Origin of the sequence: Lysobacter spongiicola DSM 21749, assembly GCF_900167055.1 — a bacterium.
Taxonomy (GTDB): Bacteria; Pseudomonadota; Gammaproteobacteria; order Xanthomonadales; family Xanthomonadaceae; genus Novilysobacter; species Novilysobacter spongiicola.
Genome location: NZ_FUXP01000012.1, coordinates 62,294 through 83,560, shown reverse-complemented (window position 1 = coordinate 83,560; position 21,267 = coordinate 62,294). Strand labels below are relative to the sequence as shown.

Sequence of the window (21,267 nt, the reverse complement as noted above, 5' to 3'; positions counted from 1 at the left end):
GCGACGTCGGCCGCGCCGATCGCCAGCTGGTTGGCCTGGCGGGCATTGTCGGCGTTCTGGCGCACGGTGGAGGTGAGTTCCTCCATCGACGAGGCAGTCTCTTCCAGCGAGGCGGCCTGCTGTTCGGTGCGGCGGGAGAGATCGTTGTTGCCCGAGGCGATCTCGCCGGCGGCGGAGTCAATCGCCCGCGTGCCTTGCTGGATGGTGGCGACGATGCCTGAGAGCCGGTCGACGGTGCGGTTGGTGCTTTCCTTCATCTCGCCGAAGATCCCGTGTAGCTCGGCGTCGATGCGGCGGGTGAGGTCGCCCTCGGCCAGCGGGCCCAGTACCGATTGCATGGCATCCAGGCTCTGGCGCACCGAGTCCAGCAGCTCGTCGATACGCTCCGCCAGCAGCCGCAGGAAGCCATCCTTGTCGTCGGTGCGGATCCGGTTGCCGAAATCACCGGCGGCGGCCGCCTTGAGCACCGCGGCCACTTCGTCTTCCATGCGCAGCTCGACCGTGCGGTCCTCCCACTCGGTCACCACGCCGATCTGGGTGCCGTCACCGTCCAGCACCGGGGCGATCGTGACGTCGAAGGTGCATCCACCGAGACACAGGCGGCGCAGCGTGCTCTCCCGCAGCCGCATGATCTCCTCCCGGTGCAGGCCGGTGCCCTGCAGCAGCGCGTGCAGGTCGCTGCCGGCCAGCTGGGCGTCCCGCACTTGCTGCAGCGCGTCGGCGGTGCCTTCGTGTGCGCGCTCGAGCATGGCCATGGCCGCAGGGTTCGCCAGCGCCACCACCAGGTCCTCATTGGCGACGATGCAGCCGGCGCGCGTGGCATCCAGTGCCTGGCGGATGCGCGCGCCGGTCCGCCCGGCGAGGATCTGCTCCTGCACCTCGTAGCCCAGGCGGATCTGCATCGACTTCAGCCCCTGGAAGACGCGGCCGACCTCGTCGTCACGAGTCGCGGGGATGTCGTCTTCGAAGTCGCCACCGCTGATCCGCTGGAACTGCAGGACGGCCTGTTCGAGCCGGTCGACCACGTCGTGCGACAACCACCACGCGCTGTACAGCGCGAATGCGCCGCTGAAGCCAACCAGCGCGTACAACCACGTTGGCGGCACGCCGGCGCTGCCCATGAACACCAGGGCCAGGCCAAGCACGGCCACGCCCGTCGCGGCCAGCACCAGCCGTTGGCGCAGGCTCAGGCGCCAGAGCGGGTTGAGGTCGCGCAGTCGCCGTCCGATGGATGCGGTACCGGCCTCGAACCGCACGCTCGCGGCCCGCGGACCCGCCAACACCGCATGCAGGCGCTCGGCCGCCTGCACCGCCTTGGGCGAGGGCTTCCGGCGCACCGACATGAACCCGACGACGCGGCCATGCTCGTGCACGGGCGTGACGTTGGCGGCCACCCAGTAGTGGTCGCCGTTCTTGCAGCGGTTCTTGATCACCCCGCTCCAGGGACGACCGGCCAGCAGGGTCTTCCAGAGGTCGGCGAACAATGCCTGCGGCATGTCCGGGTGGCGCACGATGTTGTGCGACTGCCCGACGAGCTCGGCTTCGCTGAAGCCACTGACCTGCACGAACGCGCGGTTGACCCGCAGGATGCGGCCGGCGGTATCGGTGTAGCTGACCAGCGTGGCACCGGCTTCGAGTTCGATCTCGGTACCGGTGACAGGGAGATTCTTGCGCATGGGCTTCCGGTATTGCGGCCGCAAGACGCGGCGTGGGCGGGTCGGCCGTGTGGGGGCCACTGAACGTGATATCGGCACGGGCGTTCGGCTTCTTGAGGTGACCAAGGCGAGATGCCACAAACAGCAACGCGCCCGGGTGGGCGCGTTGCTGTCCTGCTGCCTGTTGCATCAGCCCCGGGGTCAGAACTCTTCCCAGTGCTGGTCGCTTCCGGCAGCGACGACCGCCGGGCGCTGCGTGCGCTGGCGGGGTGCCGGCGCGGCCTTGGCGGCCTTGCCGGGGGCAGGCTTCGCGGCCGGCTTGCGGCCGGTGAAATCCACTACTGGATCCTTGTCGGCTGCGAGGGCCGCCATGGGCTTGGCGGCCTGTCCGGCATCGAGGCGGAAGGCGGCCACGGTCTGCACCAGGCTGCCGGACTGCTGCTCCAGAGCACGCGCGGCAGCGGTGGCTTCTTCTACCAGCGCGGCATTCTGCTGGGTGCCTTCGTCCATCTGCATGATGACCTGGCTGACCTGTTCGATGCCGCTGCTCTGCTCCTCGGACGCGGCGCTGATGTCGGCGATGATCGCGGTGACGCGCTTCACGCTCTCCACGATCTCCTCCATGGTCCGGCCAGCCTGGTCGACCAGCTGGCTGCCGTTCTGGACCTTCTCCACCGAGTTGTCGATCAGGCCCTTGATCTCCTTGGCGGCACCGGCCGAGCGCTGCGCCAGCGAGCGCACCTCGGAGGCGACCACCGCGAAGCCGCGGCCCTGTTCGCCGGCACGTGCGGCCTCGACGGCGGCGTTCAGCGCCAGGATATTGGTCTGGAAGGCGATGCCATCGATCACGCTGATGATGTCGACGATCTTGCGCGAGGACTCGTTGATCTCGGTCATCGTGTTGACCACGCGTCCGACCACTTCGCCGCCCTTGCCGGCGACGTCGGCCGCGCCGATCGCCAGCTGGTTGGCCTGGCGGGCATTGTCGGCGTTCTGGCGCACGGTGGAGGTGAGTTCCTCCATCGACGAGGCGGTCTCTTCCAGCGAGGCGGCCTGCTGTTCGGTACGGCGCGACAGGTCGTTGTTGCCGGCGGCGATCTCGCCGGCGGCGGAGCTGATCGCGTCGCTGCCCTGGCGGATGTTGCCGACGATGTCGGCGAGGTGGCGCACGGTGCCGTTGGCGTCGTTGGCCAGGCGGCCGAACTGGCCCGGCAGGTCGGTGGCGGCCTTGCGGGTGAGGTCGCCTTCGGCGACGGCCGCCAGCAGGGTGCCGACTTCGTTGAGACCACGGTCCGCGCTCGCCATGAGCGCGTTGAGGCTGTCGATCATCTCGCGGTAGATGAACTCGAACTGCTCGGCATCGCCGCGACGGCTGAAATCGCCCTCGACGGCGGCGTCGACCAGCTTCCTGATCTCTCCGTTCACCGCGAGCATCTGCGACTTGATCGCATCGGCGGCCTCGGTGACCTGCGCTTTCTTGCCCGGCAGGCGCTCCATGTCGCGGGACAGGTCGCCACGTGCGTACTCGCGTACCAGCTCCATCAGCGCGAACTTCACGTCGATGTGGGAGGCCACCAGGGTGTTGATCTCTTCGGCCATGGTCCCGAACGCGCCGGGGAAGCGGCTGCTGTCGAGGCGCTCGTCGATCTCGCCGACCTTGTGCGCTTCGAACACCTGGCGCTGCGCATCCGAGAACGTGCGCAGTTGGGTCACGGCGCGTTCCATGCCGCGGGCGATGTCGCGCAGCTCGTCGTCGCTTTCCACCCGAACGTTCTCGGGGAATTCACCGACCGAAATGGCTTCGGCCGCCTGCTGGATCTTGCGCAGCGAGTCCCGGGTGCTGCGGCTGAACCCGATGAACAGGTAGGCCGTGACCAGCAGCACCAGCAGCACCACGATCCAGGTGGCGTTGGCGGTGGCCTTCAAGGCGCCGATCTTGGCCTCCGCAGCGCTGTTGATGGCATTGGTCGAGCCGACCATCGCGGCGGCCATCGCCAGGTGCGTGGCGCGCTCGCGCGCCGCCATCGTCGCGACCGGCAGCACCGGCTCGTCGGCATCGAGGATATGGGTGGAGATGGCGTCGTTCTGCTTGCCCATCGCCGTCAACGCGGTGTTGATCGGCTTGCCGGCGGTGCCGGCGAGCACGGGCAGCTCCTGCACCGCGTTGGCCAGCTCCAGCTCGATACGGCTCTTGAGGAAGTTCTGCATCGTGCGCGACACGGCCAGGCCTGTCCGGTCATCGACCCAGATGGCGCCCTCGCCAAGCACGCGCAGGCCGACGGTGCCCTGTTGCGAGGTGTACTCGGCCAGCGTCGGCAGCCATTCGCTCGCCGCGCGGCCCATGTAGAGGATCGAGGCCTCCTGCGCCTGGGACAGGCCGGTGGCTTCCGACACCAGGCCCATCAGATCGCGGACGCGGGTGATCGCGGCGCTGGCGCCATCGGGGTTGGACGCGTCGGCGGCGGCCGTGTTCCAGGCCGCGAGGGCTTCGTCGAACGCCGGCAGCACGTCGGACTCCGGCACGGTTCGGGCGGCCCAGGCAGCGGCGGCCTTCAGTTCCTGCACCGCGGTCGCACCGGCGGTTGCCAGCTCGCCGTCGGGTACGGACTCGTTGGCGGCGGCACGTACCGCGATCTGCCGATGGGCCTGCATGGCCAGCATCGAGCGCTGCAGGTGGCCCAGCCCTTCGGCGGCGGCCTGTTGCTGCCTTACCGCATTGATCTCGGCGTTGGAACGCACGACCAGGATGCCGGCGAGGATGCCGCAGGTGAGCATGAAGGTCGCACCGATGACCAGCGCCTTCTGCTGGAAGCGCAGGCGCGCCATCAGCGCGGTGGCGGGCGCCATCATGCGGTCGAACAGGGAGTCTTGGGCGGTTCGGGACATCGGAAGCCTCGGGTCGTGGATCGTTGCGGTCGACATCCCGGGACAACGGCCACCGGCGGCAGAACTTTAGGGGCGGTTCGGCGCGGGGCGTTAAAGGTTCCGGCCCACCGGCCGATGAACCGGTTACACGGAAAGGTCACAGCGCCTGCCGTGCCGATACAAGCGTCCGTTGCAGAACAACCCCAGGAGCCATCCATGTCCGTCACCGTGCATTCGTCTTCGCCGCGCTTGCCCTGGCATTCGCACTTCCGGCACACGCCGCGCTCGAGCCGATCGAGCGCGTGGAGCCCCGCTATCCGCCCGAGGCGGCCCGCAGTGGGGTCGAGGGCTTCGTCGAGGTCGAGTTCACCGTCGATGCAGAAGGCAAGGTAGAAAGCGTCTCGGTGGTCAACGCCCGCCCGTCGCGCACCTTCGAATCCGCCGCGGTATCCGCGGTGAAGAAGTGGACCTTCGCGCCCGGCGGCGGCCGCGGCAAGGTGAGGCTGGATTTTGCCCTCTGATCCACCCGCCAGGTCGGTAAGGAACCGGCCATGAAAAAACGCGCCGTCACCGGCGCGTTTTTTTTGCCTGTCCAGCGGCGGGCGGTTACTGCAGCGCCGCCGTCGCCACCAGGCCCATCTCGGTGCTGGTCATCAGCCGCTCGATGTCGAGCAGGATCAACATGCGCTCGTCCATGGTGCCGATGCCGGTCAGGAACTGGCGGTCGATGGTCGCGCCGAGCTCGGGTACCGGGCTGATCTGGTCGGCCGGCAGGCGGATCACGTCCGAGACCGCATCCACCACGATGCCCACCACGCGGTCGGCGACGTTGAGCACGATCATCACCGTCAGCGCGTTGTACTCGGCCTTCGACAGCCGGAACTTCAGGCGCATGTCGATCACCGGGACGATGGTGCCGCGCAGGTTGATCACGCCCTTGATGTAGTCCGGGGCATCGGGCAGGCGGGTCACCGAGTCGTAGCCGCGGATCTCCTGCACGGTCAGGATGTCGACGCCGTATTCCTCGTCGCCCAGCGCGAAGGTCAGGAACTCGTTGCTGACGGCGTCGCCATCGACTCCCGAGGTGGTGCGGGCGGGCTGTACGGTGGTGCCGGAAGTGGTGGTCTCTTTCATGTCGGGTTTCCTTGCAGCATTGCCTGGCGGGGTGGGGGGCCGGGCAGGCGGCCGGTGAAATGGAGGTTCAGGCGGCGACGGCCAGTGGCACCGGCGCGGTGTTGATGCCACCGGCGTCCACGATCAGCGCGACGCGGCCATCACCCAGGATGGTGGCGCCGGAGATCCCGGGGATGCGGCGGTAATTGGTCTCGAGGTTCTTCACCACGACTTGTTGCTGGCCCAGCAGCTCGTCCACTTCCAGCGCCAGGCGCCGGCCGTTGCTTTCCACCACCACCGCGATCGGCGTGGCGGCATCGGCCGCGTCGGTGAGCTTGTACTGCTTGCGCAGGTTGACCAGTGGCAGGTACTCGTCGCGCACGCGCAGCACCCGGGTGTCGCCGGCGATGGTCCGCACCTGGCCCGCCTCGGGCTGCAGGGACTCGACCACCATGTTGAGCGGCAGGATGAAGACTTCTTCGCCGACGGCGACGGACATGCCGTCGAGGATCGCCAGCGTCAGAGGCAGCTTGATCGACACCGTGGTGCCGACGCCCTTGGCACTGCGGATCTCGACCTGGCCGCCGAGGGCGACGATGTTGCTCTTGACCACGTCCATGCCGACGCCGCGGCCGGAGAGGTCGGTCAGCGCATCGGCGGTGGAGAAGCCGGGATGGAACACCAGGTCCCAGACCTGGGCATCGGTGGGGTTCTCCGGCACCGGCAGCTCACGCTCGGCGGCCTTGCGCAGGATGCGTTCGCGGTCCAGGCCTTTGCCGTCGTCGCCGACCTCGATGATGATGTGCCCGCCCTGGTGGGCGGCGCTCATGCTGATGGTGCCGGTCTCGTCCTTGCCCGCGGCGCGGCGCTCGGCCGGCATCTCCAGGCCATGGTCGATGGCGTTGCGCATCAGGTGGACCAGCGGGTCGACGATCTTCTCGATCACGCCCTTGTCCAGCTCGGTCGCCTCGCCCTGGGTCTTCAGGCGGACCTTCTTGTCCAGCCGGGCCGCCAGGTCGCGCACCATGCGCGGGAACCGGCTGAAGGCGAACTCGACCGGCAGCATGCGCACGCTCATCACCGCTTCCTGCAGGTCGCGGGTGTTGCGGTCGAGCTGGCTGAGCCCGGTCAGCAGCGCCTCGTTCTGGACCGGGTCGAGCGACTCCGAGCGCTGGCGCAGCATGGCCTGGGTGATGACCAGCTCGCCGACGAGGTTGATCAGCGCGTCGACCTTGGCGACGGCGACGCGGATGGAGCTGTCGGCGTCGGCGTTGGCCGCGCGGCTGGGTACGGTTTCGGTGGCCGCCCTGGTCTTGGCGACTGCCCCGGAGGGAGCGTCGGCCACGGCGTCGGGCACCGGCGACTTGCGGTCCTGCGATACCGCTTCGATGGACAGTTCGCACTGGTCCTCGACCCAGGCGAAGGCCTCGTCGATGGCGGCACGCGGTACGCCGCCGGGCAGCATCAGGTCCCAGGCAAGGTGGGCTTCGAACGGATCCAGCTCGTTGAAGCGGGGCAGGCGGTCATCCAGGCAGGTCGCTTCGACTTCGCCATGGGTGCCCAGCTCGCGCAGGATCCGCAACGGGTCGTTGCCGGTCATGAACAACGATGGCTCGGGGCGGAATCCGATGTGCCAGCGCGCCGGTGCTTCGTCACCCGCGGCGTCGGCTGTATCGGGGGCTGTCGTGGCGGCTTCGCCGGACAGCAGGCACTCCAGCCCGCTGCGCACGCGCTCCAGGCCGGCGGCGTCGATCTCTCCGCCATGCTCGGCCACGGCCAGCAGCCCGCCCAGCACGTCGACCGAGGCCAGCAATGCATCGGTGGCGGCGGAGTCCAGCGTGCGGCGCCCGGCGCGGGCTTCGTCCAGCAGCGTCTCCAGCAGGTGGGTCAGGTCGCTGACGGCGCGGAAGCCGAAGGTGGCGGCGCCGCCCTTGATGGAGTGCGCCGCGCGGAACACGACGTTGATGGTCTCGCTGTCGGTCTCGCCCGATTCCAGCCGCAGCAGCCCGGCCTCCATGGCCTGCAGCCCCTCGCGACTCTCCTCGAAGAACGCAGCGTGGAATTGGGTGATGTCCATGGCTTCAGCCGAGTACCTTGCGCACGGTGTTGAGCAACTGGTCGGGGTCGAACGGCTTGACCAGCCAGCCGGTGGCACCGGCGGCGCGGCCTTCCTGCTTCTTGTCACCGCCGGACTCGGTGGTGAGCATCAGCAGCGGGGTGAACTTGTAGTCGGGCAGCTGGCGCAACTGGCGGATCAGCTCGATGCCGTCCATGCGTGGCATGTTGACGTCGGTCACCACCGCGTCGAATTTCGCGGTCTTGGCGATGTCCAGCGCCGCCTGGCCGTCTTCGGCTTCGCGCACGTTGTAGCCGCCCGACGACAGCGCAAAGGCCACCATCTGCCTCATGGAGGTGGAATCGTCGACGATCAACAACTGGGCGCTCATGCGGGGTCTCCGTTTCGTGCGGCGGCCTTGTCGACGCCGAGGCTGACGGCCAGCGCGAGTACGCGGGCGGCGTCGACCAGGGTCGGCGAGGCGAGGGTGATGGTGGTGGTGCGGCCTGCGCCGGCGCGGTCGCGCACGAAGGCGTGCAGCAACTGCAGTCCGGCGGCGTGGATGCGTTCGACGCGATCGCCGGCGATTTCCAGCGGCGCTTCGTCGTCGAGGTAGGGTGCGAGCGTCGCGTGCAGTTCGGCGACGTGTTCGATGCCAAGGTCGGGTTGCAGGGACAGTTGGTTCATGGCGATGCCAGCGGGTCGGTCCTTAGGTTTAACGGCGCGGACGGCGACGACTTGAGGCACTTATTCGAAGAGTTGCGCGGTATCGAGCAGTACCGTCGGCAGCCGCCCGACCCGGGCCACGCCCAGCATGGAGCCGCCTTCGGTGCCTCGCAGGGGTGGCTCGATGTGTTCCCGGGCCAGGGTCACCACGTCGTCGACGCCGGACACCAGCACGCCGATCAGCTCGTCGTTGCGTTCCACCACGATGATTCGCGCCTGCTCGTCGGGTTCCACCCGGCCAGTGCCGAGCCACAGTGCCAGGTCGAGCACGGGCACGATGCGGCCGCGCAGGTTCATCACCCCGAGCATCGCCGCGGAGGCGCCGCGCATGGCAATGATCGGGGCCATGCGCACCACCTCCTGCACGCGCAGCAGCTCGAAGGCGTAGCGGTCCGGGCCGAGGATGGCGCGCAGCCAGCGGCTGCCGGTGGGCGCCGGCGGCGTGGCGGCGTCCTCGTGTTCCCGGGCCTTCGGGACTGCCTTCGGCGTGGGTGCGGGTTGCGCTGTCGCGGCGGGCATCGGAACCTCCGGTGCGGGTTCGGTCACCGGTGCGGGCGCGGGCGCGGGTGCGGGCACCGCGCTGGGGGCGGAATGCAGCCTCGCCTCTTGCGTGGCGGCCTCCTCCACCGGTGCCAGCAGTTCGTCCAGGTAGGCGTCGACCGCGTGCGCGCTCATGCCGCCTCCTGTTGCGCCGGCACCACGTCCAGCAGCCAGTTGAGCGCGGAGCGGTAGGCATCGGCCCCGCGGCCGGTCGGCGCTTCGGCCGCGGTCAGCGATCCCGCGTCGCGCAGACGGGTATCCATCGGCACCGCCTTCGGCCAGACGCGGCCTTCGTAGTGGTCGTGGAGCTGGTCGAGCACGTGCACACCCGAGCGTGTCCGGCGGTCGTACAGCGTCGGCAGGATGTGCCGTGGCAGTGGCCGCCGGCGCGAGCGCTCCACCATGTCCGCGGTGCGCAGCATGTCGTTCAGCCCGTGCACCGCCAAGGGGTCGGTCTGGGTCGGGATCACCAGCCTGTCGGCCGCCGCCAGCGCATTGACCATCAGCAGGCCGAGCGTGGGCGGGCAATCGAGCAAGGCGTAATCGTAGGCGCCGCGTGCGGCGTGCAGTGCGCGGCCCAGCGAAAGGCCGAGGCCCGGTTGGGTGGCGCCGCGGCGCTCCAGGGTGGCCAGCGCCGGTTGCGCCGCCACGATGGTGAGGCCGTCGATCTCGGTGCGGCGCGCCACCGTTGCCAGTGCAGCGCCGATGTCGGAGAACAGGTCGTGCGTGCCGGACGGCGCGGGATCGGTGGGGATGCCGAAAGCGCGCGTCAGCGACGCGTGCGGGTCCAGGTCCACCAGCACCACGCGCTGGCCCATCGAGGCCAGGCCGCGGGCGAGGCAGAGCGAGGTGGTGGTCTTGCCGACGCCGCCCTTCTGGTTGGCGATTGCCCAACTTTGCATGTCAGCCGGCTCCGGGGGGTGGGGGGATGGGGGTGCCGGCCGTCATCGGCAGCAGCGCGTCGAGTGGGGTGGCGGGAGGTACCGGGGTGGTTCCGTCCTCCTGCGCGATGGTGGGTGGTAGCCGATCGGTCAGTGCATCGGGGCCCTGTGGCGCCGCCAGGATGACCAGCAGTACCCGGCGGTTGGCATTGCGACCTTCCGGCGTGGCGTTGTCCGCCAGCGGCTGGTGCTCGCCGTAGCCGACCATTGCGAGACGGGCGGCGTCGACGCCTGAGTCGACCAGCTCGTGCACCACGCTGCCGGCGCGCGCGGCCGACAGTTCCCAGTTCGACGGGAAACGGGAGGTGGCGATCGGCACGTTGTCGGTATAGCCCTCCACCCGCACCGCGTTCGGCTCGTCGCGCAGCACCGTCGCCAGCTTGCGCACCGTCTCCACGGCGAGCGGGCTGGGGGTGTCCATGCCACTGGCGAACAGGATGTCGCTCTGGATCTCGACCTCCAGGAAATTGGAGCCGCGGCGGACCGTCACCAGCTTCTCGCGCACCAGTTCCGACAGCGCCTCCTGGATGCGCCGGCCCAGCGTGCGCAGTTCGGTCTGGGTGCGGCCGGAGGCCTCGGCCTCCAGGCGCTCGGCTGCGGCGGCCGCCATCGCCTCGCGCTGCTGCCGTCCGAAGGTGGGTACGTCCAGCACCTGCAGCATGCGCGGCGAGTTGATCGGCGTGGCAGCCGCGGGGCCCGCCTTCACCGCGGCGGTCTGGATCGATGGCCGGTCATAGGCCGATCCGCGCAGTTGGGTCTTGCCCAGCTGGATCGGCGTCACCGCCCGCGGGGCGCCGCCGAAGGCGGAAGACAGTGAATCGGCCAGCACCCGGTACTTGCCCTCGTTGAGCGAGGAAATCGCGTACATCACCACGAAGAAGGCAAGCAGCAGCGTCATCAGGTCGGCGTAGGGGATGGCCCAGGCCTCGTGGTTCTGGTGCTCTTCGTGCTTGTGCTTGCGGCGGCCCATGGCGGATCAGTGCAGGTAACCGTTGAGCCGCGCCTCGATGTTGCGCGGGTTCTCGCCCTGGGCGATCGCGATCAGGCCTTCGACGATCAACTCGCGGTCCTGGGTCTGGTGGTTGATCAGCCCTTTCAGCTTGGCCGCCATCGGCAGCAGTGCGAGGTTGGCCACGCCGATGCCGTAGATGGTGGCGGTGAACGCCGCGGCGATGCCGTGGCCGAGCTTGCTCGGATCCGACAGGTTCTTCATCACCGCCATCAGGCCGAGCACGGCGCCGATGATGCCCAGCGTGGGGGCATAGATGCCCATGCCTTCGAAGACCTTGGCGGCCGCGGTGTCGCGGTGCTCCTGGCCTTCCATTTCGATCTCCAGCATCTGCCGGATCGACTCGGGCTCCAGCCCGTCGACCACCATCTGCAGGCCCTTGCGCAGGAACGGGTCGGTCTGCTGCTCGACCTCGGCCTCCAGGCCCAGCAGGCCCTGGCGGCGGGCGGTGCTGCTCCACTCGACGATGCGCGCGATCATCGCCGCGCGATCTTCGGACGGCGGCTGGAACACCCAGCGGGCGATCTTCATCGCGCGCTTGAAGGTGTCCATCGGCGTCTGCACCAGGATCGCCGCGATGGTGCCGACGATCACGATGACGAAGGCGGCCGGCGACCAGAGCCCGGAGATGCCCGCGCCCTTGAGCACGCTGCCGCCCAGGAGGGCTGCCAGCGCGAGTACCGTGCCGATGACGCTGAGTCTGTCCATTGTTCCGGATATCGGTCGAGGGAGGGGAAACTTGAGTCGAGGCGGGGGCCCGGGCGTGCGCCGTCAGGCCCGCCGGGCGCTGCGTACGCCGGAGCGGTAAAGGCCGTCCACGTCCAGGATCAGCGCCATGCGGCCATCACCGATGAGGCTGGCGCCGGCGTAGCCCGGCAGCCCTCGGAGCGTCCGCGGCAGCGCCTTGATGACGACTTCCTCGCGGCCTCGCACGCGGTCAACCGAGAGGCAGAAGCGCTGTTCGCCGGCCTGCAGCACCACTGCGGAGGTTTCGCTGCTTTCCGCGGCCGGCACGCCGAGCCAGCTGCGCAGGTCCAGCAACGGCACCGGTTGTTCGCGCAGGTCCAGCACGTTCTGGCCGTCGATGGACATCGGAGCGCCGGGCGTGTGCGACAGCACCTCCACCACGCGGACCAGCGGCAGGGCGTAGACATCGCCGCCGATCTCCACCAGCAGCGTCGGCAGGATCGCCAGTGTCAGCGGTACGCGGATCACGAAGCGCGAACCGCGGCCCGGCTCGGACTGGATCTGTACCTGGCCGGACAACTCGCGGATGCGCGATTGCACCACGTCCATGCCGACACCGCGGCCCGACAGGTCGCTGACCTCGGCGCGGGTGGAGAAGCCGGGCAGGAAGATCAGTTGCAGGCATTCGTCGGGTGACAGGCGCGCGCCGGCGTCGGTATCGATCAGGCCCTTGCGCACGGCGCTGTCGCGGATGCGGTCCGGGTCGATGCCGGCGCCGTCGTCGCGTACCTCGATGGCAACGTGGTCGCCCTCCTGCTGCGCGGACAGGCGCACATGGCCCTGCTCGGGCTTGCCGGCGGCGCGGCGCACGTCGGCGGATTCGATGCCGTGGTCGATGGCGTTGCGCACCAGGTGCACCAGCGGGTCGGCCAGCGCCTCCACCAGGTTGCGGTCCAGTTCGGTCTCGGCGCCGACCACTTCCAGGTCGACCGACTTGTCCAGTTGCCGGGCGACATCGCGCGCCAGCTTCGGGAAACGGGCGAACACCCGGCCGACCGGCTGCATGCGCGCCATCATCACCGCCGACTGCAGGCGGGAGGTGGCGCCGTCCAGGGTGGCCACGGCGCGGTCGAGTTCTTCGTCGCGCAGGCGCGGGCGGATGGTCTTGAGGCGGTTGCGCGCCAGCACCAGCTCGCCGACCAGGTTGACCATCGCATCCAGCCGGCGCACGTCGACGCGCACGGTCGGATCTTCCTGGTGCGGTACGGCCGCCAGCTTGCGCGGCGCCGCTGCCGGTTTGGGGGCCGGGGCCGGGGCGGGCGTGGGAGCAGGTGCCGGTGCCGCCGCGGGCGGCGTCACCGGCGTCACGCCGGGCGCGCCGCCGCTGCCGTGCAGGCTGTCGAGCAGCGCATCGAAATCCAGATCGTCGAGGCTGCCTTCGGTGCCGAAGTCAGGCGCGGCGGCGGGTGCTGCCGGCGCCGCCGGCGCTGCAGCCGCGTCCGGATGCATGGCATCGATGAGTTCCTGCGGCGCCGGCGGCAAGGGTTCGCCGGCGGCGACGCAATCGAGCATGTCGACCAGCAGGTCGATGGCCCGCTGGGCGCCGTCGAAGGCCACCGCGTCGAGCGGCTGCTCGCCGGTGCGCGCCAGGTTGAGCCGGTCCTCGAAGGCGTGGCAGATGGTGACCATCGGCCCGAAGTCGAGGAACCCGGCACCGCCCTTGATGGTGTGGAACCCACGGAACACCGCATTCAATCCTTCGCGATCGTCCGGCGAATGCTCGAGCGTGACCATCTGCTCGCCGAGCTGGTCGAGGATCTCGCGCGCTTCGACCAGGAAGTCCGCGCAGATGTCGGATGCGGTGTCCATCGGATCAGAGGCCCAGGGAGGAAAGCAGGTGGTTGGCGTCGTCCTGGGTGGCGGGCTCGTGGTCGAGGCCGGCCACGGCAGGGCCGTTGCCATTGGCGTTGGAATGCAGCTTCAGCGGGTGGTCGGGCTCGTCCAGCACGTCGCCCAGCCCTTCGTGCACGGCCTTCACCAGGGCCACCACGCGCAGGATGATCTGCCCGGTGAGGTCCTGGTAACCCTGCGCGGCGGTGAGTTCGGACAGCCGCGAACGGATGCCGGCCAGCGCCTGCACCTGGACCTCGTCCTGCGGCACCGGCAGCTTGCGCAGCAGCTCGCCGCATTCGTCGACGAGGTCGAGCGTGCGCATGCTGGCGCCCTCGGTGAGGGTCACCACGTGTTCGAGCCGGGCACAGGCTTCCGGCAGCGAGGCGCGGCCGTGCTGGCCGCCGTCGCCCTCGCCGAGCGCCTGCTCCAGCTCGCGTGCCAGCCGGGTCAGGCCCTGCACGAACGGCTGGGTGCGCCACTGGATCAGCTCGTCGACATTCGCCCGCCAGCCGGCGTGGTCGTCCTGCTCCAACGCCCACAGCGCGGCGTGGAGGCGCTTGGTGACCGCCTGGCGGTCGGTGGACGTCATGGTGCTCACGCCGCCGACTCCAGCCGCTCGAAGATCTTGGCCAGCTTGTCGCTGAGGGTGGCGGCGGTGAAGGGCTTGATGACGTAGCCGTTCACGCCGGCCTGGGCGGCTTCGATGATCTGCTCGCGCTTGGATTCGGCGGTCACCATCAGCACCGGGATCTTGGCCAGCGCGGGATCGGCGCGGATCGCCTTGAGCAGGTCGATGCCCGGCATGCCCGGCATGTTCCAGTCGGTCACGACCAGGTCGAAGCTGGCCTTCTTGAGCTCCACCAGCGCGGTGGTGCCGTCGTCGGCCTCGGTGGTGTTGGTCAGGCCGATGTCGTTGAGCAGGTTCTTGACGATGCGGCGCATGGTCGAGAAGTCGTCGACGATGAGGATGCGGATGTTCTTGTCCATGGGATCTCTGTTTGGGCTCGGTGTTCGGCTTGGTCTGGAGGGCTCAGTCGGGCTGGTCCATGACGCTGTCGCGCCAGTCGCCCAGCCGTGCGCGCAGGCGCAACATGGCCTGGCCGTGGATCTGGCAGACGCGGGATTCGCTGATCGACAGCACCGCGCCGATCTCGCGCAGGTTCATCTCCTGCTCGTAGTACAGCGACAGGACCAGCTGTTCGCGCTCGGGCAGGTCCTCGATGGCATCGCCCAGCGACTCGCGGAAGGCGTCGTGCTCGAAGGCGCGCGCCGGGGTCGCATCGCCGGGCGTGGCCACGCGTGGCTCGCCGTCGTGCTCCTCGATGTGCGCGTCAAGGCTCACCAGCTGGCCGCGCGCGGCTTCCTCCAGCATGCGGTGGTACTCCTCCAGCGAGACTTCCAGTTCGGCGGCGACCTCCTGCGAGGTGGCGGCGCGGCCGGTGGCCTGCTCGACTGCGCGGGTGGCGGAGACCACGTCGCGGTAGCGGCGGTGCACCGAGCGCGGCACCCAGTCGCCGCGGCGGATCTCGTCGATCATCGCGCCGCGGATGCGGATCGATGCGTAGGTCTCGAAGGCGGCGCCCTGGTCGTCCTTGAAGTTCCGGGCGGCGTCGATCAGGCCGAGCATGCCGGCCTGGATCAGGTCGTCGACCTCGACGCTGGATGGCAGGCGCGCGGCGAGATGGTGGGCGATGCGGCGCACCAGTTCACCGTGCAGCGCGACCACGTCGGCGGCATCGTTGCGTGGTGGCAGGGTGGCGCGATAGGCAGCGGCTGCGGTGCTCATGCGACTGCACTCCCCGGCTGTGCGATCAGCCGTTCCATGAAGAACTCGACGTGGCCACGGGGGCCCTGCGGCGATTGCCATTGGCCGGCGCGGCGGGCGATGTCGCGGAAGGCGACCGCCGAGGGTGCCGACGGGAAGGCCTCGACCACCGCCTCCTGGCGCTGGATCGCGCGGCGAAGCCACTCATCGCGTGGGATCGCGCCCAGATAGTTGAGGGTGACGTCGAGGAACTTGGCGGTGACCCGCTGCAGCTTGTCGAACAGTTGCTTGCCCTCGGCGGCGTGCTGCACCTGGTTGGCCAGCACCTGGATCCGGCTGACGCCGCGGTCGCGGCTGAGCACCTTGATCAGGGCATAGGCGTCGGTCACCGAGGCCGGCTCGTCGCACACCACCACGATCACGTCCTGGGCGGCCTGGCAGAAGGTCAGCACGCCATCGGCGATGCCGGCGGCGTTGTCGACCACCATGGTGTCGATCGGCACGTCGAGCTGGCTGAAGGCATGCACCAGGCCCACGTGCTGCTGCGGCAGCAGCTCGGTCATGTGGCGCTTGCCCGACGCCGCCGGCACCACCCAGAGGCCGCGGGGACCTTCGAGCAGGGTCTCGTGCAGTTCGCAGCGGCCGGCGAACACGTCAGCGAGGGTGAAGCGCGGCGACAGGCCGAGCATCACGTCGACGTTGGCCAGGCCCAGGTCGGTATCCAGCAGCAGGGTACGCTGGCCGGAGGCGCACAGCGCCATCGCCAGGTTGACCGACACGCTGGTCTTGCCCACGCCGCCCTTGCCACTGGCAACGGCGATGACGCGCACGGGGGCGTCGCCCCGCTGTCCGGGGCTGCCGGACGGGGCCTGCGCGGCGAATCTGGAGTCAGGCGACAACATGGCGATCCTCGGTGGCAAGGGGGTTATCGGCAGCACGGCGCAGTTTCTCCAGTCGCAGGACCAGGTCGGATGCATCGGCGGTGTCCAGGTCCTCGGGAACCTGTTGTCCATCAGTGGTATAGGCGAGGCCCAGGCCGTTGCGGACCAGCACCGAGAGCGAGGCGCCCAGGCGGCCGGTCTCGTCCAGCTTGGTCAGCACCACGCCCTCGGGGGTCACCATCCGGTAGCGGCGGATGACCTCGTTCATGTCGTGTGGGTGGGCATTGGCCGGCAGCACCAGCAGGCTGCGCAGCTTCTCCGTCGCCCGCAGCCAGGTGATCTGGCCGAGCAGGGCGTGGTCGCGGGCGCCGTAGCCGGCGGTATCGACCAGCACCAGCGGATAATCCTTCAGTTGCTCCAGCGTCTGCGCCAGCCCCTGCGCGCCGTCGGCCTCGCAGACGGTGATGCCGAGCTTTCGGCCGTGGGCGTGAAGCTGTTCGCGGGCGCCGACGCGTTCGTTGTCGGTGGTCACCAGCGCCACGTCGCGGGCGCGGTGGCGGGCGGCGAAACGGGCGGCGAGCTTGGCCACTGTGGTGGTCTTGCCGGCGCCGGTCGGGCCGACCAGGGCGATCACGCCACCGTCGTCGAGCGGCTCGTTGCGGATGATGGTCAGCAGGCGTGCCAGCTCGGCCAGCATCGGTGCACGCACTTTGTCGGCCGGCAGCGCCGGGTCGATGCGGCTGGCGACCTGCTGGGCCAGCTGCTCGTCGCAGCCATAGCCGAGCAGTGCGTCATAGGCGGCGGCGCGGGCCGGGGAGCCGCGCAGGCGCTCCACCGCGAACTGGCCCATTTCGCGCTCGATCAGCTGGCGCATGGAGGACAGTTCCTCGCGCATCGCGAGGATGCCCGGATCGGGATCGGGCACCGCGCGCAGGATCGGCGTGGTCGGTGCTTCGGGTTCGATGGTTTCGGCGGCCGTCGGGGCCGGGGCAGGAGCCGGTGCCGGTGCCGGTGCGCGCGTCGGAGCGGGCGTGTCGATGCCTGCGGTCTCCGCCAACTGGACCGGGGCCGGTGCTTCGGTCGCCACCTGTCCGGCGGCTGCGATTGCAGCGGCCGCTTCGGACGCGGCGTTCTGCTGCGCGGCGGCCACCACGCGGTCGACGATCGCCGGTTCCGCGAGCGAAGCCATCATGGCCTCGAACCGGCTGGGCGACGCCGCGGCGCTGCGCGTGGCGGAACGTGCCCACTCCGGCGTGGTGGATGATTCGGTCGTGCTGGCGGTGAGCTCGGCCAGCGTCGGTTCGGGGTTTTCCGCGACGGGTTCGGCCGGCGCGTCGCCGATCCGGAACACGGCGCGGGCGCGGGTCGCCAGAGTCTCGCGCACCGACGGTGCCGGTGCGACCGGCGCGGCCGGCGCGGATGCCTCGGCGGCGCGCGGCGGTGCGGCGGACCGTGATGCGGCGGCCATCGCCTCGGCCATCGCGGACGATGACGCGGTGTCGCGGGTGGCGTTGCGGTCGGCGGCGACGCTGCGGGCGGCGCGGACGGCCGGCTCGATGCCGGGTGCCGCGGCCTGCAGGGCCTGCTGCACCAGGGCCTCGTCGTAGTCGGTCGCCGAGACGATCTCGATGCCGTCGGCGGTCGGGCGGTTGGACAGGATCACGGCGTCCGGACCCTGCTCCTCGCGGACCATGCGCAAGGCGGTGCGCATGTCACTGGCGATGAAACGCTTGATTCTCATGCGGTCGCTTCCTGGTGGCCGGTTGCCCGGGCGTTGCTGCCATCGGTGTTCATTCGTTTCGCTCCAACCTGTCGTGCCGCCGTTGCCGGCCTGCTCAGCCAATCGATCCCACCAGCCTCAAGCGCTTGTCTTCCGGCACTTCCGTGTAGGCCAGTACCGACAGCGCCGGGACGCTGTGGCGCACGAGGCGCGCGATGGTTGCGCGGATCGTGCCGGGCACCAGCAGTACCGCCGGTTCCCCCTTGCCTTCCTGCTGCACCACGCAATCGCTGAGGTTCTGGTGCAGCCGTTCGGCCAATCCCGGCTCCAGCGCAGTGCCGGTGCCACTGACGGACTCCTGCAATACCCGTTCCAGAGCCGGCGCCAAGGTGTAGACGGGCAGTTCCGGCGCCATGCCGTTGAGCTCCTGCACGATGAAGCGGCCCAGTGCGGTGCGGACGGCGGCGGTCAGTACGGCCGGGTCCTGGGTGTGGCTGCCGTGCTCCAGCAGGGCCTCGACGATCTGCCGCATCTGCCGCAACGGCACCTTCTCGGCCAACAGCGACTGCAGGACCCGCACCACCACCGACAGCGGCAGCAGCTTGGGCGTCAAATCCTCGACAAGCTTGGGTGTTGTCTTGCCGACGCTGGCCAGCAGCTGCTGGACCTCGTCGTGCCCGAGCAGTTCGGAGGCACGCTCGCGCACCACGTGCGACAGGTGGGTGGCGACCACGGTGGCGGCGTCGACCACGGTGTAGCCCAGCGATTCGGCGTGGGCACGCTGGCTTGGCGGGATCCAGACGGCGTCAAGCCCAAAGGCCGGGTCCTTGCCGGGGATGCCCTCCAGCGGACCGAACACGCGGCCCGGGTCCAGCGCGAGGTCGCGGTCGGCATACAGCTCGCCGGACGCCAGCGGCACGCCGTGGACCATGATGCGGTAGTGCCCCGGAGCGAGCTCGAGGTTGTCGCGCACGTGCACCGCGGGGATCAGGAAGCCCAGGTCCTGGGTCAGCTTGCGGCGGATGCCCTTCAGGCGCGCCAGCAATTCGCCGCCCTGGTTCTTGTCGACCAGTGCGATCAGCTTGTAGCCGACCTCCAGACCCAGCGGCTCGACCGGGCGCACCTCGTCCCAGCTCAGCTCGGCCACCGACTGGTTGGCGGCCTTGGCCTCGGGGCTGGCCTCGTCGGCGAGCTCCGCGGCCGCGGCGGTCTGGCGCTTGTGCAGTTTCCAGGCGGCATAGCCCAGCACTGCCGAGAGCACCAGGAACGGCAGGTTCGGCATGCCCGGCACGATGCCGATCAGCCCCAGCAGCAGCGAGGCGACGATCAACGCACGCTTGTGCCCGAACACCTGCTTGGACACCGCGGGCCCCATGTCCTGCTCGCGGGTGGCGCGGGTGACCAGCATGGCCACCGCGGTCGAGACCAGCAGCGAAGGCAGCTGGGCGACCAGGCCGTCGCCGATGGTCAGCAGCGCGTAGACCTCGGCGGCGGTGGAGAAGCTCATGTCGTGCTGGATGATGCCGATCAGCAGGCCACCGACGAGGTTGATCACCAGGATCAGCAGGCCGGCGATGGCATCGCCCCGCACGAACTTGCTGGCACCGTCCATCGAGCCGTAGAAGTCGGCTTCCTCGCGGACCTCTTCGCGGCGGGCCTTGGCATCCTCGCGGGTGAGCAGGCCGGCGTTGAGGTCGGCGTCGATCGCCATCTGCTTGCCGGGCAGGGCGTCGAGGATGAAGCGCGCCGAGACCTCGGCGATGCGCCCGGAGCCCTTGGTGACGACCACGAAGTTGATCAGCGTGAGGATGGCGAACACGACGATGCCGACCGCATAGCTGCCGCCGATCACGAAGTTGCCGAACGATTCGATGACGCGGCCGGCCGCGCCGGGGCCCTCGTGGCCACGCAGCAGAACCACGCGGGTGGAGGCGACGTTCAGCGCCAGCCGCAGCAGCGTCACCATCAGCAGCACCGACGGGAAGATCGAGAACTCCAGCGGCCGCTTGACGTAGACCACCGCCAGCATCACCACCAGCGACAGCGCGATGTTGATGGTGAACAGCGCGTCCAGCACCAGCGGGGACAGCGGCACCACCACCATCGCCAGCATCGCCAGCACGATCACCGGCGCCGCGGCTCCGCTGCGCATGGAGCTGGCGACGCCGCCGAAGGACAACCCGCTCGCCGGGGTGCTCATCGTGCCGGGTTCCCGTCAGCGCCGCCGTCCACCGGGTCGGGCGCACCGTCGGCGCCGACCTCGGGCACCACCAGCGACGGCGCCGGCCCCTGGGCCGGATGCCAGTGCTTGAGCTGGTACACGTAGGACAGCACCTGGGCCACGGCGGCGTAGAGTTTCACGGGGATTTCCTGGTCGACCTGTGCCTGCCTATACAAGGCCCGTGCCAGAGGCGGCGCTTCGATCACGCTGACCCGGTTCTTCTCGGCGACGTCGCGGATCATCAGCGCCATCTCGTCGACACCCTTGGCGACCAGCCGCGGGGCGCGCATCTTGCCGGCGTCGTACTTGAGGGCGACCGCGTAGTGGGTCGGGTTCATCACCACCACGTCGGCGGTTGGCACCGCCTCCATCATCCGGCGCTGCGACATCTGCCGGGCGACCTGGCGCACGCGGGCCTTGATCTCGGGATTGCCCTCGGTCTGCTTGAGCTCGTCGCGGACCTCCTGCTTGGTCATCTTCAGCTTGTTGCGGTGCTGGACCTTCTGCCATGGCACGTCGACCGCGGCGATCAGCCCGAGCGAGGCGATCATCGCCAGCAGGGCGGCCATGGCCGTGCCCAGCCCGCTGCCGATGGCGCCTTCCAGGGTCATCCCCGGCATGGCCAGCAACTGCCGGAAAGCCCCGAAGATCACCGTGCCGCCCACGCCCACCACCAGCAGCACGCGCAGCAGCGAGCGCAGCAGCTCGGCGAAACCTTCCTTGCCGTAGATGCGCTTGAGCCCCGAGGCCGGGTTGAGGCGTTTGAAGTCCGGTTGCAGCGACTTGCTGGAGAAGCGGATGCCGCTCATCAGCATCGGGCCGACCATGCAGGCGGCGAAGGCCGCGGCGATCACCGGCAGCACCGGCAGCATCAGTCCACCGACCAGGCCCATGAAGTGGGGAATCAACCGGTCCGGGCGGCCGAGTGCGGCCTGCTCGATGGTCAGTGCGTCGCGCAGCCAGTTCTTGGCGGCGCCGCCGATGCCCGGGGCCAGCAGCATGATGGCGATGGCGGTGATGCCCAGTACCGCGACATGGCCCAGCTCCCGCGACCGCGCGACCTCGCCCTTCTCACGGGCATCGCGCAGCCGCTTTTCGGTAGGTTGTTCGGTCTTGTCCTGCTGGTCCTGCTGTTCCGACATCGTCCGCGTCCCGGTTCAGTACCGCCGACCGGGCGCCGCGTGGGCGGATGTGG

At 69.6% G+C, this 21,267-nt stretch carries 19 protein-coding genes; 1 reads left to right on the top strand and 18 read right to left on the bottom strand.

Annotated elements, in window-relative coordinates:
• The coding region (locus B5D37_RS12460) for a methyl-accepting chemotaxis protein (protein ID WP_078759060.1) at window positions 1-1,676 on the bottom strand (1,676 nt) is incomplete at its 3' end.
• A gap of 180 nt (window positions 1,677-1,856) precedes the next feature.
• Window positions 1,857-4,541, bottom strand: a complete 2,685-nt coding sequence (locus B5D37_RS15200; RefSeq protein WP_078759059.1) for a methyl-accepting chemotaxis protein — start codon at window positions 4,539-4,541, stop codon at window positions 1,857-1,859.
• Window positions 4,542-4,822: 281 nt separating this feature from the next.
• On the opposite strand from B5D37_RS15200, the gene B5D37_RS14835 reads away from it, so the two are divergent.
• Complete coding sequence (locus B5D37_RS14835; RefSeq protein ID WP_159447398.1) at window positions 4,823-5,041, top strand: energy transducer TonB; 219 nt, start codon at window positions 4,823-4,825, stop codon at window positions 5,039-5,041.
• An 85-nt stretch (window positions 5,042-5,126) separates the two neighbouring features.
• On the opposite strand, the gene B5D37_RS12445 is transcribed toward B5D37_RS14835, so the two are convergent.
• The 16 genes from B5D37_RS12445 to flhB all read right to left on the bottom strand — a co-directional run bounded on the left by B5D37_RS12445 (window position 5,127) and on the right by flhB (window position 21,214).
• Window positions 5,127-5,654, bottom strand: a complete 528-nt coding sequence (locus B5D37_RS12445; RefSeq protein ID WP_078759057.1) for a chemotaxis protein CheW — start codon at window positions 5,652-5,654, stop codon at window positions 5,127-5,129.
• 67 nt (window positions 5,655-5,721) lie between these two features.
• Entirely contained in the window at window positions 5,722-7,710 is a 1,989-nt protein-coding gene (locus tag B5D37_RS12440; RefSeq protein WP_078759056.1) for a chemotaxis protein CheW, read from the bottom strand.
• Between the two features lie 4 nt (window positions 7,711-7,714).
• Window positions 7,715-8,080, bottom strand: a complete 366-nt coding sequence (locus B5D37_RS12435) for a response regulator (RefSeq protein WP_078759055.1) — start codon at window positions 8,078-8,080, stop codon at window positions 7,715-7,717.
• Entirely contained in the window at window positions 8,077-8,376 is a 300-nt protein-coding gene (locus B5D37_RS12430; RefSeq protein WP_078759054.1) for an STAS domain-containing protein, read from the bottom strand. Before B5D37_RS12430 ends, B5D37_RS12435 begins: the two co-directional genes overlap by 4 nt.
• Before the next feature lie 60 nt (window positions 8,377-8,436).
• The gene (locus B5D37_RS12425; RefSeq protein WP_078759053.1) at window positions 8,437-9,090 is read right to left on the bottom strand and encodes a chemotaxis protein CheW; all 654 of its coding nucleotides are present in this window, start codon (window positions 9,088-9,090) and stop codon (window positions 8,437-8,439) included.
• The gene (locus B5D37_RS12420; protein WP_078759052.1) at window positions 9,087-9,857 is read right to left on the bottom strand and encodes a ParA family protein; all 771 of its coding nucleotides are present in this window, start codon (window positions 9,855-9,857) and stop codon (window positions 9,087-9,089) included. The genes B5D37_RS12425 and B5D37_RS12420 overlap by 4 nt, the downstream gene beginning before the upstream one ends.
• A 1-nt stretch (window position 9,858) precedes the next feature.
• Complete coding sequence (gene motD / locus B5D37_RS12415) at window positions 9,859-10,866, bottom strand: flagellar motor protein MotD (RefSeq protein ID WP_078759051.1); 1,008 nt, start codon at window positions 10,864-10,866, stop codon at window positions 9,859-9,861.
• Window positions 10,867-10,872: 6 nt separating this feature from the next.
• The gene (locus B5D37_RS12410; protein WP_078759050.1) at window positions 10,873-11,613 is read right to left on the bottom strand and encodes a flagellar motor protein; all 741 of its coding nucleotides are present in this window, start codon (window positions 11,611-11,613) and stop codon (window positions 10,873-10,875) included.
• 63 nt (window positions 11,614-11,676) lie between these two features.
• Entirely contained in the window at window positions 11,677-13,461 is a 1,785-nt protein-coding gene (locus B5D37_RS12405; RefSeq protein ID WP_078759049.1) for a chemotaxis protein CheA, read from the bottom strand.
• A gap of 4 nt (window positions 13,462-13,465) precedes the next feature.
• Window positions 13,466-14,074, bottom strand: coding sequence for a protein phosphatase CheZ (locus tag B5D37_RS12400; RefSeq protein WP_078759069.1), 609 nt, complete (start codon window positions 14,072-14,074; stop codon window positions 13,466-13,468).
• Window positions 14,075-14,079: 5 nt separating this feature from the next.
• Window positions 14,080-14,472, bottom strand: coding sequence for a chemotaxis response regulator CheY (cheY, locus tag B5D37_RS12395; protein WP_078759048.1), 393 nt, complete (start codon window positions 14,470-14,472; stop codon window positions 14,080-14,082).
• Between the two features lie 43 nt (window positions 14,473-14,515).
• The gene (locus B5D37_RS12390; RefSeq protein WP_078759047.1) at window positions 14,516-15,271 is read right to left on the bottom strand and encodes an RNA polymerase sigma factor FliA; all 756 of its coding nucleotides are present in this window, start codon (window positions 15,269-15,271) and stop codon (window positions 14,516-14,518) included.
• Window positions 15,268-16,152: a MinD/ParA family protein gene (locus B5D37_RS12385; RefSeq protein WP_078759046.1), complete on the bottom strand. Its 885-nt coding sequence runs from the start codon at window positions 16,150-16,152 to the stop codon at window positions 15,268-15,270. The genes B5D37_RS12390 and B5D37_RS12385 overlap by 4 nt, the downstream gene beginning before the upstream one ends.
• Window positions 16,139-17,872, bottom strand: a complete 1,734-nt coding sequence (gene flhF, locus B5D37_RS12380; RefSeq protein WP_078759045.1) for a flagellar biosynthesis GTPase FlhF — start codon at window positions 17,870-17,872, stop codon at window positions 16,139-16,141. The genes B5D37_RS12385 and flhF overlap by 14 nt, the downstream gene beginning before the upstream one ends.
• Before the next feature lie 94 nt (window positions 17,873-17,966).
• Window positions 17,967-20,051, bottom strand: a complete 2,085-nt coding sequence (flhA, locus tag B5D37_RS12375; RefSeq protein ID WP_078759044.1) for a flagellar biosynthesis protein FlhA — start codon at window positions 20,049-20,051, stop codon at window positions 17,967-17,969.
• Window positions 20,048-21,214 (bottom strand): flagellar biosynthesis protein FlhB, encoded by a 1,167-nt coding sequence (gene flhB, locus B5D37_RS12370; RefSeq protein ID WP_078759043.1) that lies wholly within the window; start codon window positions 21,212-21,214, stop codon window positions 20,048-20,050. Before flhB ends, flhA begins: the two co-directional genes overlap by 4 nt.
• Between the last annotated feature and the right edge of the window lie 53 nt (window positions 21,215-21,267).

Coding starts and splice junctions, on each gene's coding strand:
- B5D37_RS15200 (WP_078759059.1), bottom strand. CDS start 4,541: ATGTCCCGAACCGCCCAAGACTCCCTGTTCGACCGCATGATGGCGCCC.
- B5D37_RS12445 (WP_078759057.1), bottom strand. CDS start 5,654: ATGAAAGAGACCACCACTTCCGGCACCACCGTACAGCCCGCCCGCACC.
- B5D37_RS12440 (WP_078759056.1), bottom strand. CDS start 7,710: ATGGACATCACCCAATTCCACGCTGCGTTCTTCGAGGAGAGTCGCGAG.
- B5D37_RS12435 (WP_078759055.1), bottom strand. CDS start 8,080: ATGAGCGCCCAGTTGTTGATCGTCGACGATTCCACCTCCATGAGGCAG.
- B5D37_RS12430 (WP_078759054.1), bottom strand. CDS start 8,376: ATGAACCAACTGTCCCTGCAACCCGACCTTGGCATCGAACACGTCGCC.
- B5D37_RS12425 (WP_078759053.1), bottom strand. CDS start 9,090: ATGAGCGCGCACGCGGTCGACGCCTACCTGGACGAACTGCTGGCACCG.
- B5D37_RS12420 (WP_078759052.1), bottom strand. CDS start 9,857: ATGCAAAGTTGGGCAATCGCCAACCAGAAGGGCGGCGTCGGCAAGACC.
- motD (WP_078759051.1), bottom strand. CDS start 10,866: ATGGGCCGCCGCAAGCACAAGCACGAAGAGCACCAGAACCACGAGGCC.
- B5D37_RS12410 (WP_078759050.1), bottom strand. CDS start 11,613: ATGGACAGACTCAGCGTCATCGGCACGGTACTCGCGCTGGCAGCCCTC.
- B5D37_RS12405 (WP_078759049.1), bottom strand. CDS start 13,461: ATGGACACCGCATCCGACATCTGCGCGGACTTCCTGGTCGAAGCGCGC.
- B5D37_RS12400 (WP_078759069.1), bottom strand. CDS start 14,074: ATGACGTCCACCGACCGCCAGGCGGTCACCAAGCGCCTCCACGCCGCG.
- cheY (WP_078759048.1), bottom strand. CDS start 14,472: ATGGACAAGAACATCCGCATCCTCATCGTCGACGACTTCTCGACCATG.
- B5D37_RS12390 (WP_078759047.1), bottom strand. CDS start 15,271: ATGAGCACCGCAGCCGCTGCCTATCGCGCCACCCTGCCACCACGCAAC.
- B5D37_RS12385 (WP_078759046.1), bottom strand. CDS start 16,152: ATGTTGTCGCCTGACTCCAGATTCGCCGCGCAGGCCCCGTCCGGCAGC.
- flhF (WP_078759045.1), bottom strand. CDS start 17,872: ATGAGAATCAAGCGTTTCATCGCCAGTGACATGCGCACCGCCTTGCGC.
- flhA (WP_078759044.1), bottom strand. CDS start 20,051: ATGAGCACCCCGGCGAGCGGGTTGTCCTTCGGCGGCGTCGCCAGCTCC.
- flhB (WP_078759043.1), bottom strand. CDS start 21,214: ATGTCGGAACAGCAGGACCAGCAGGACAAGACCGAACAACCTACCGAA.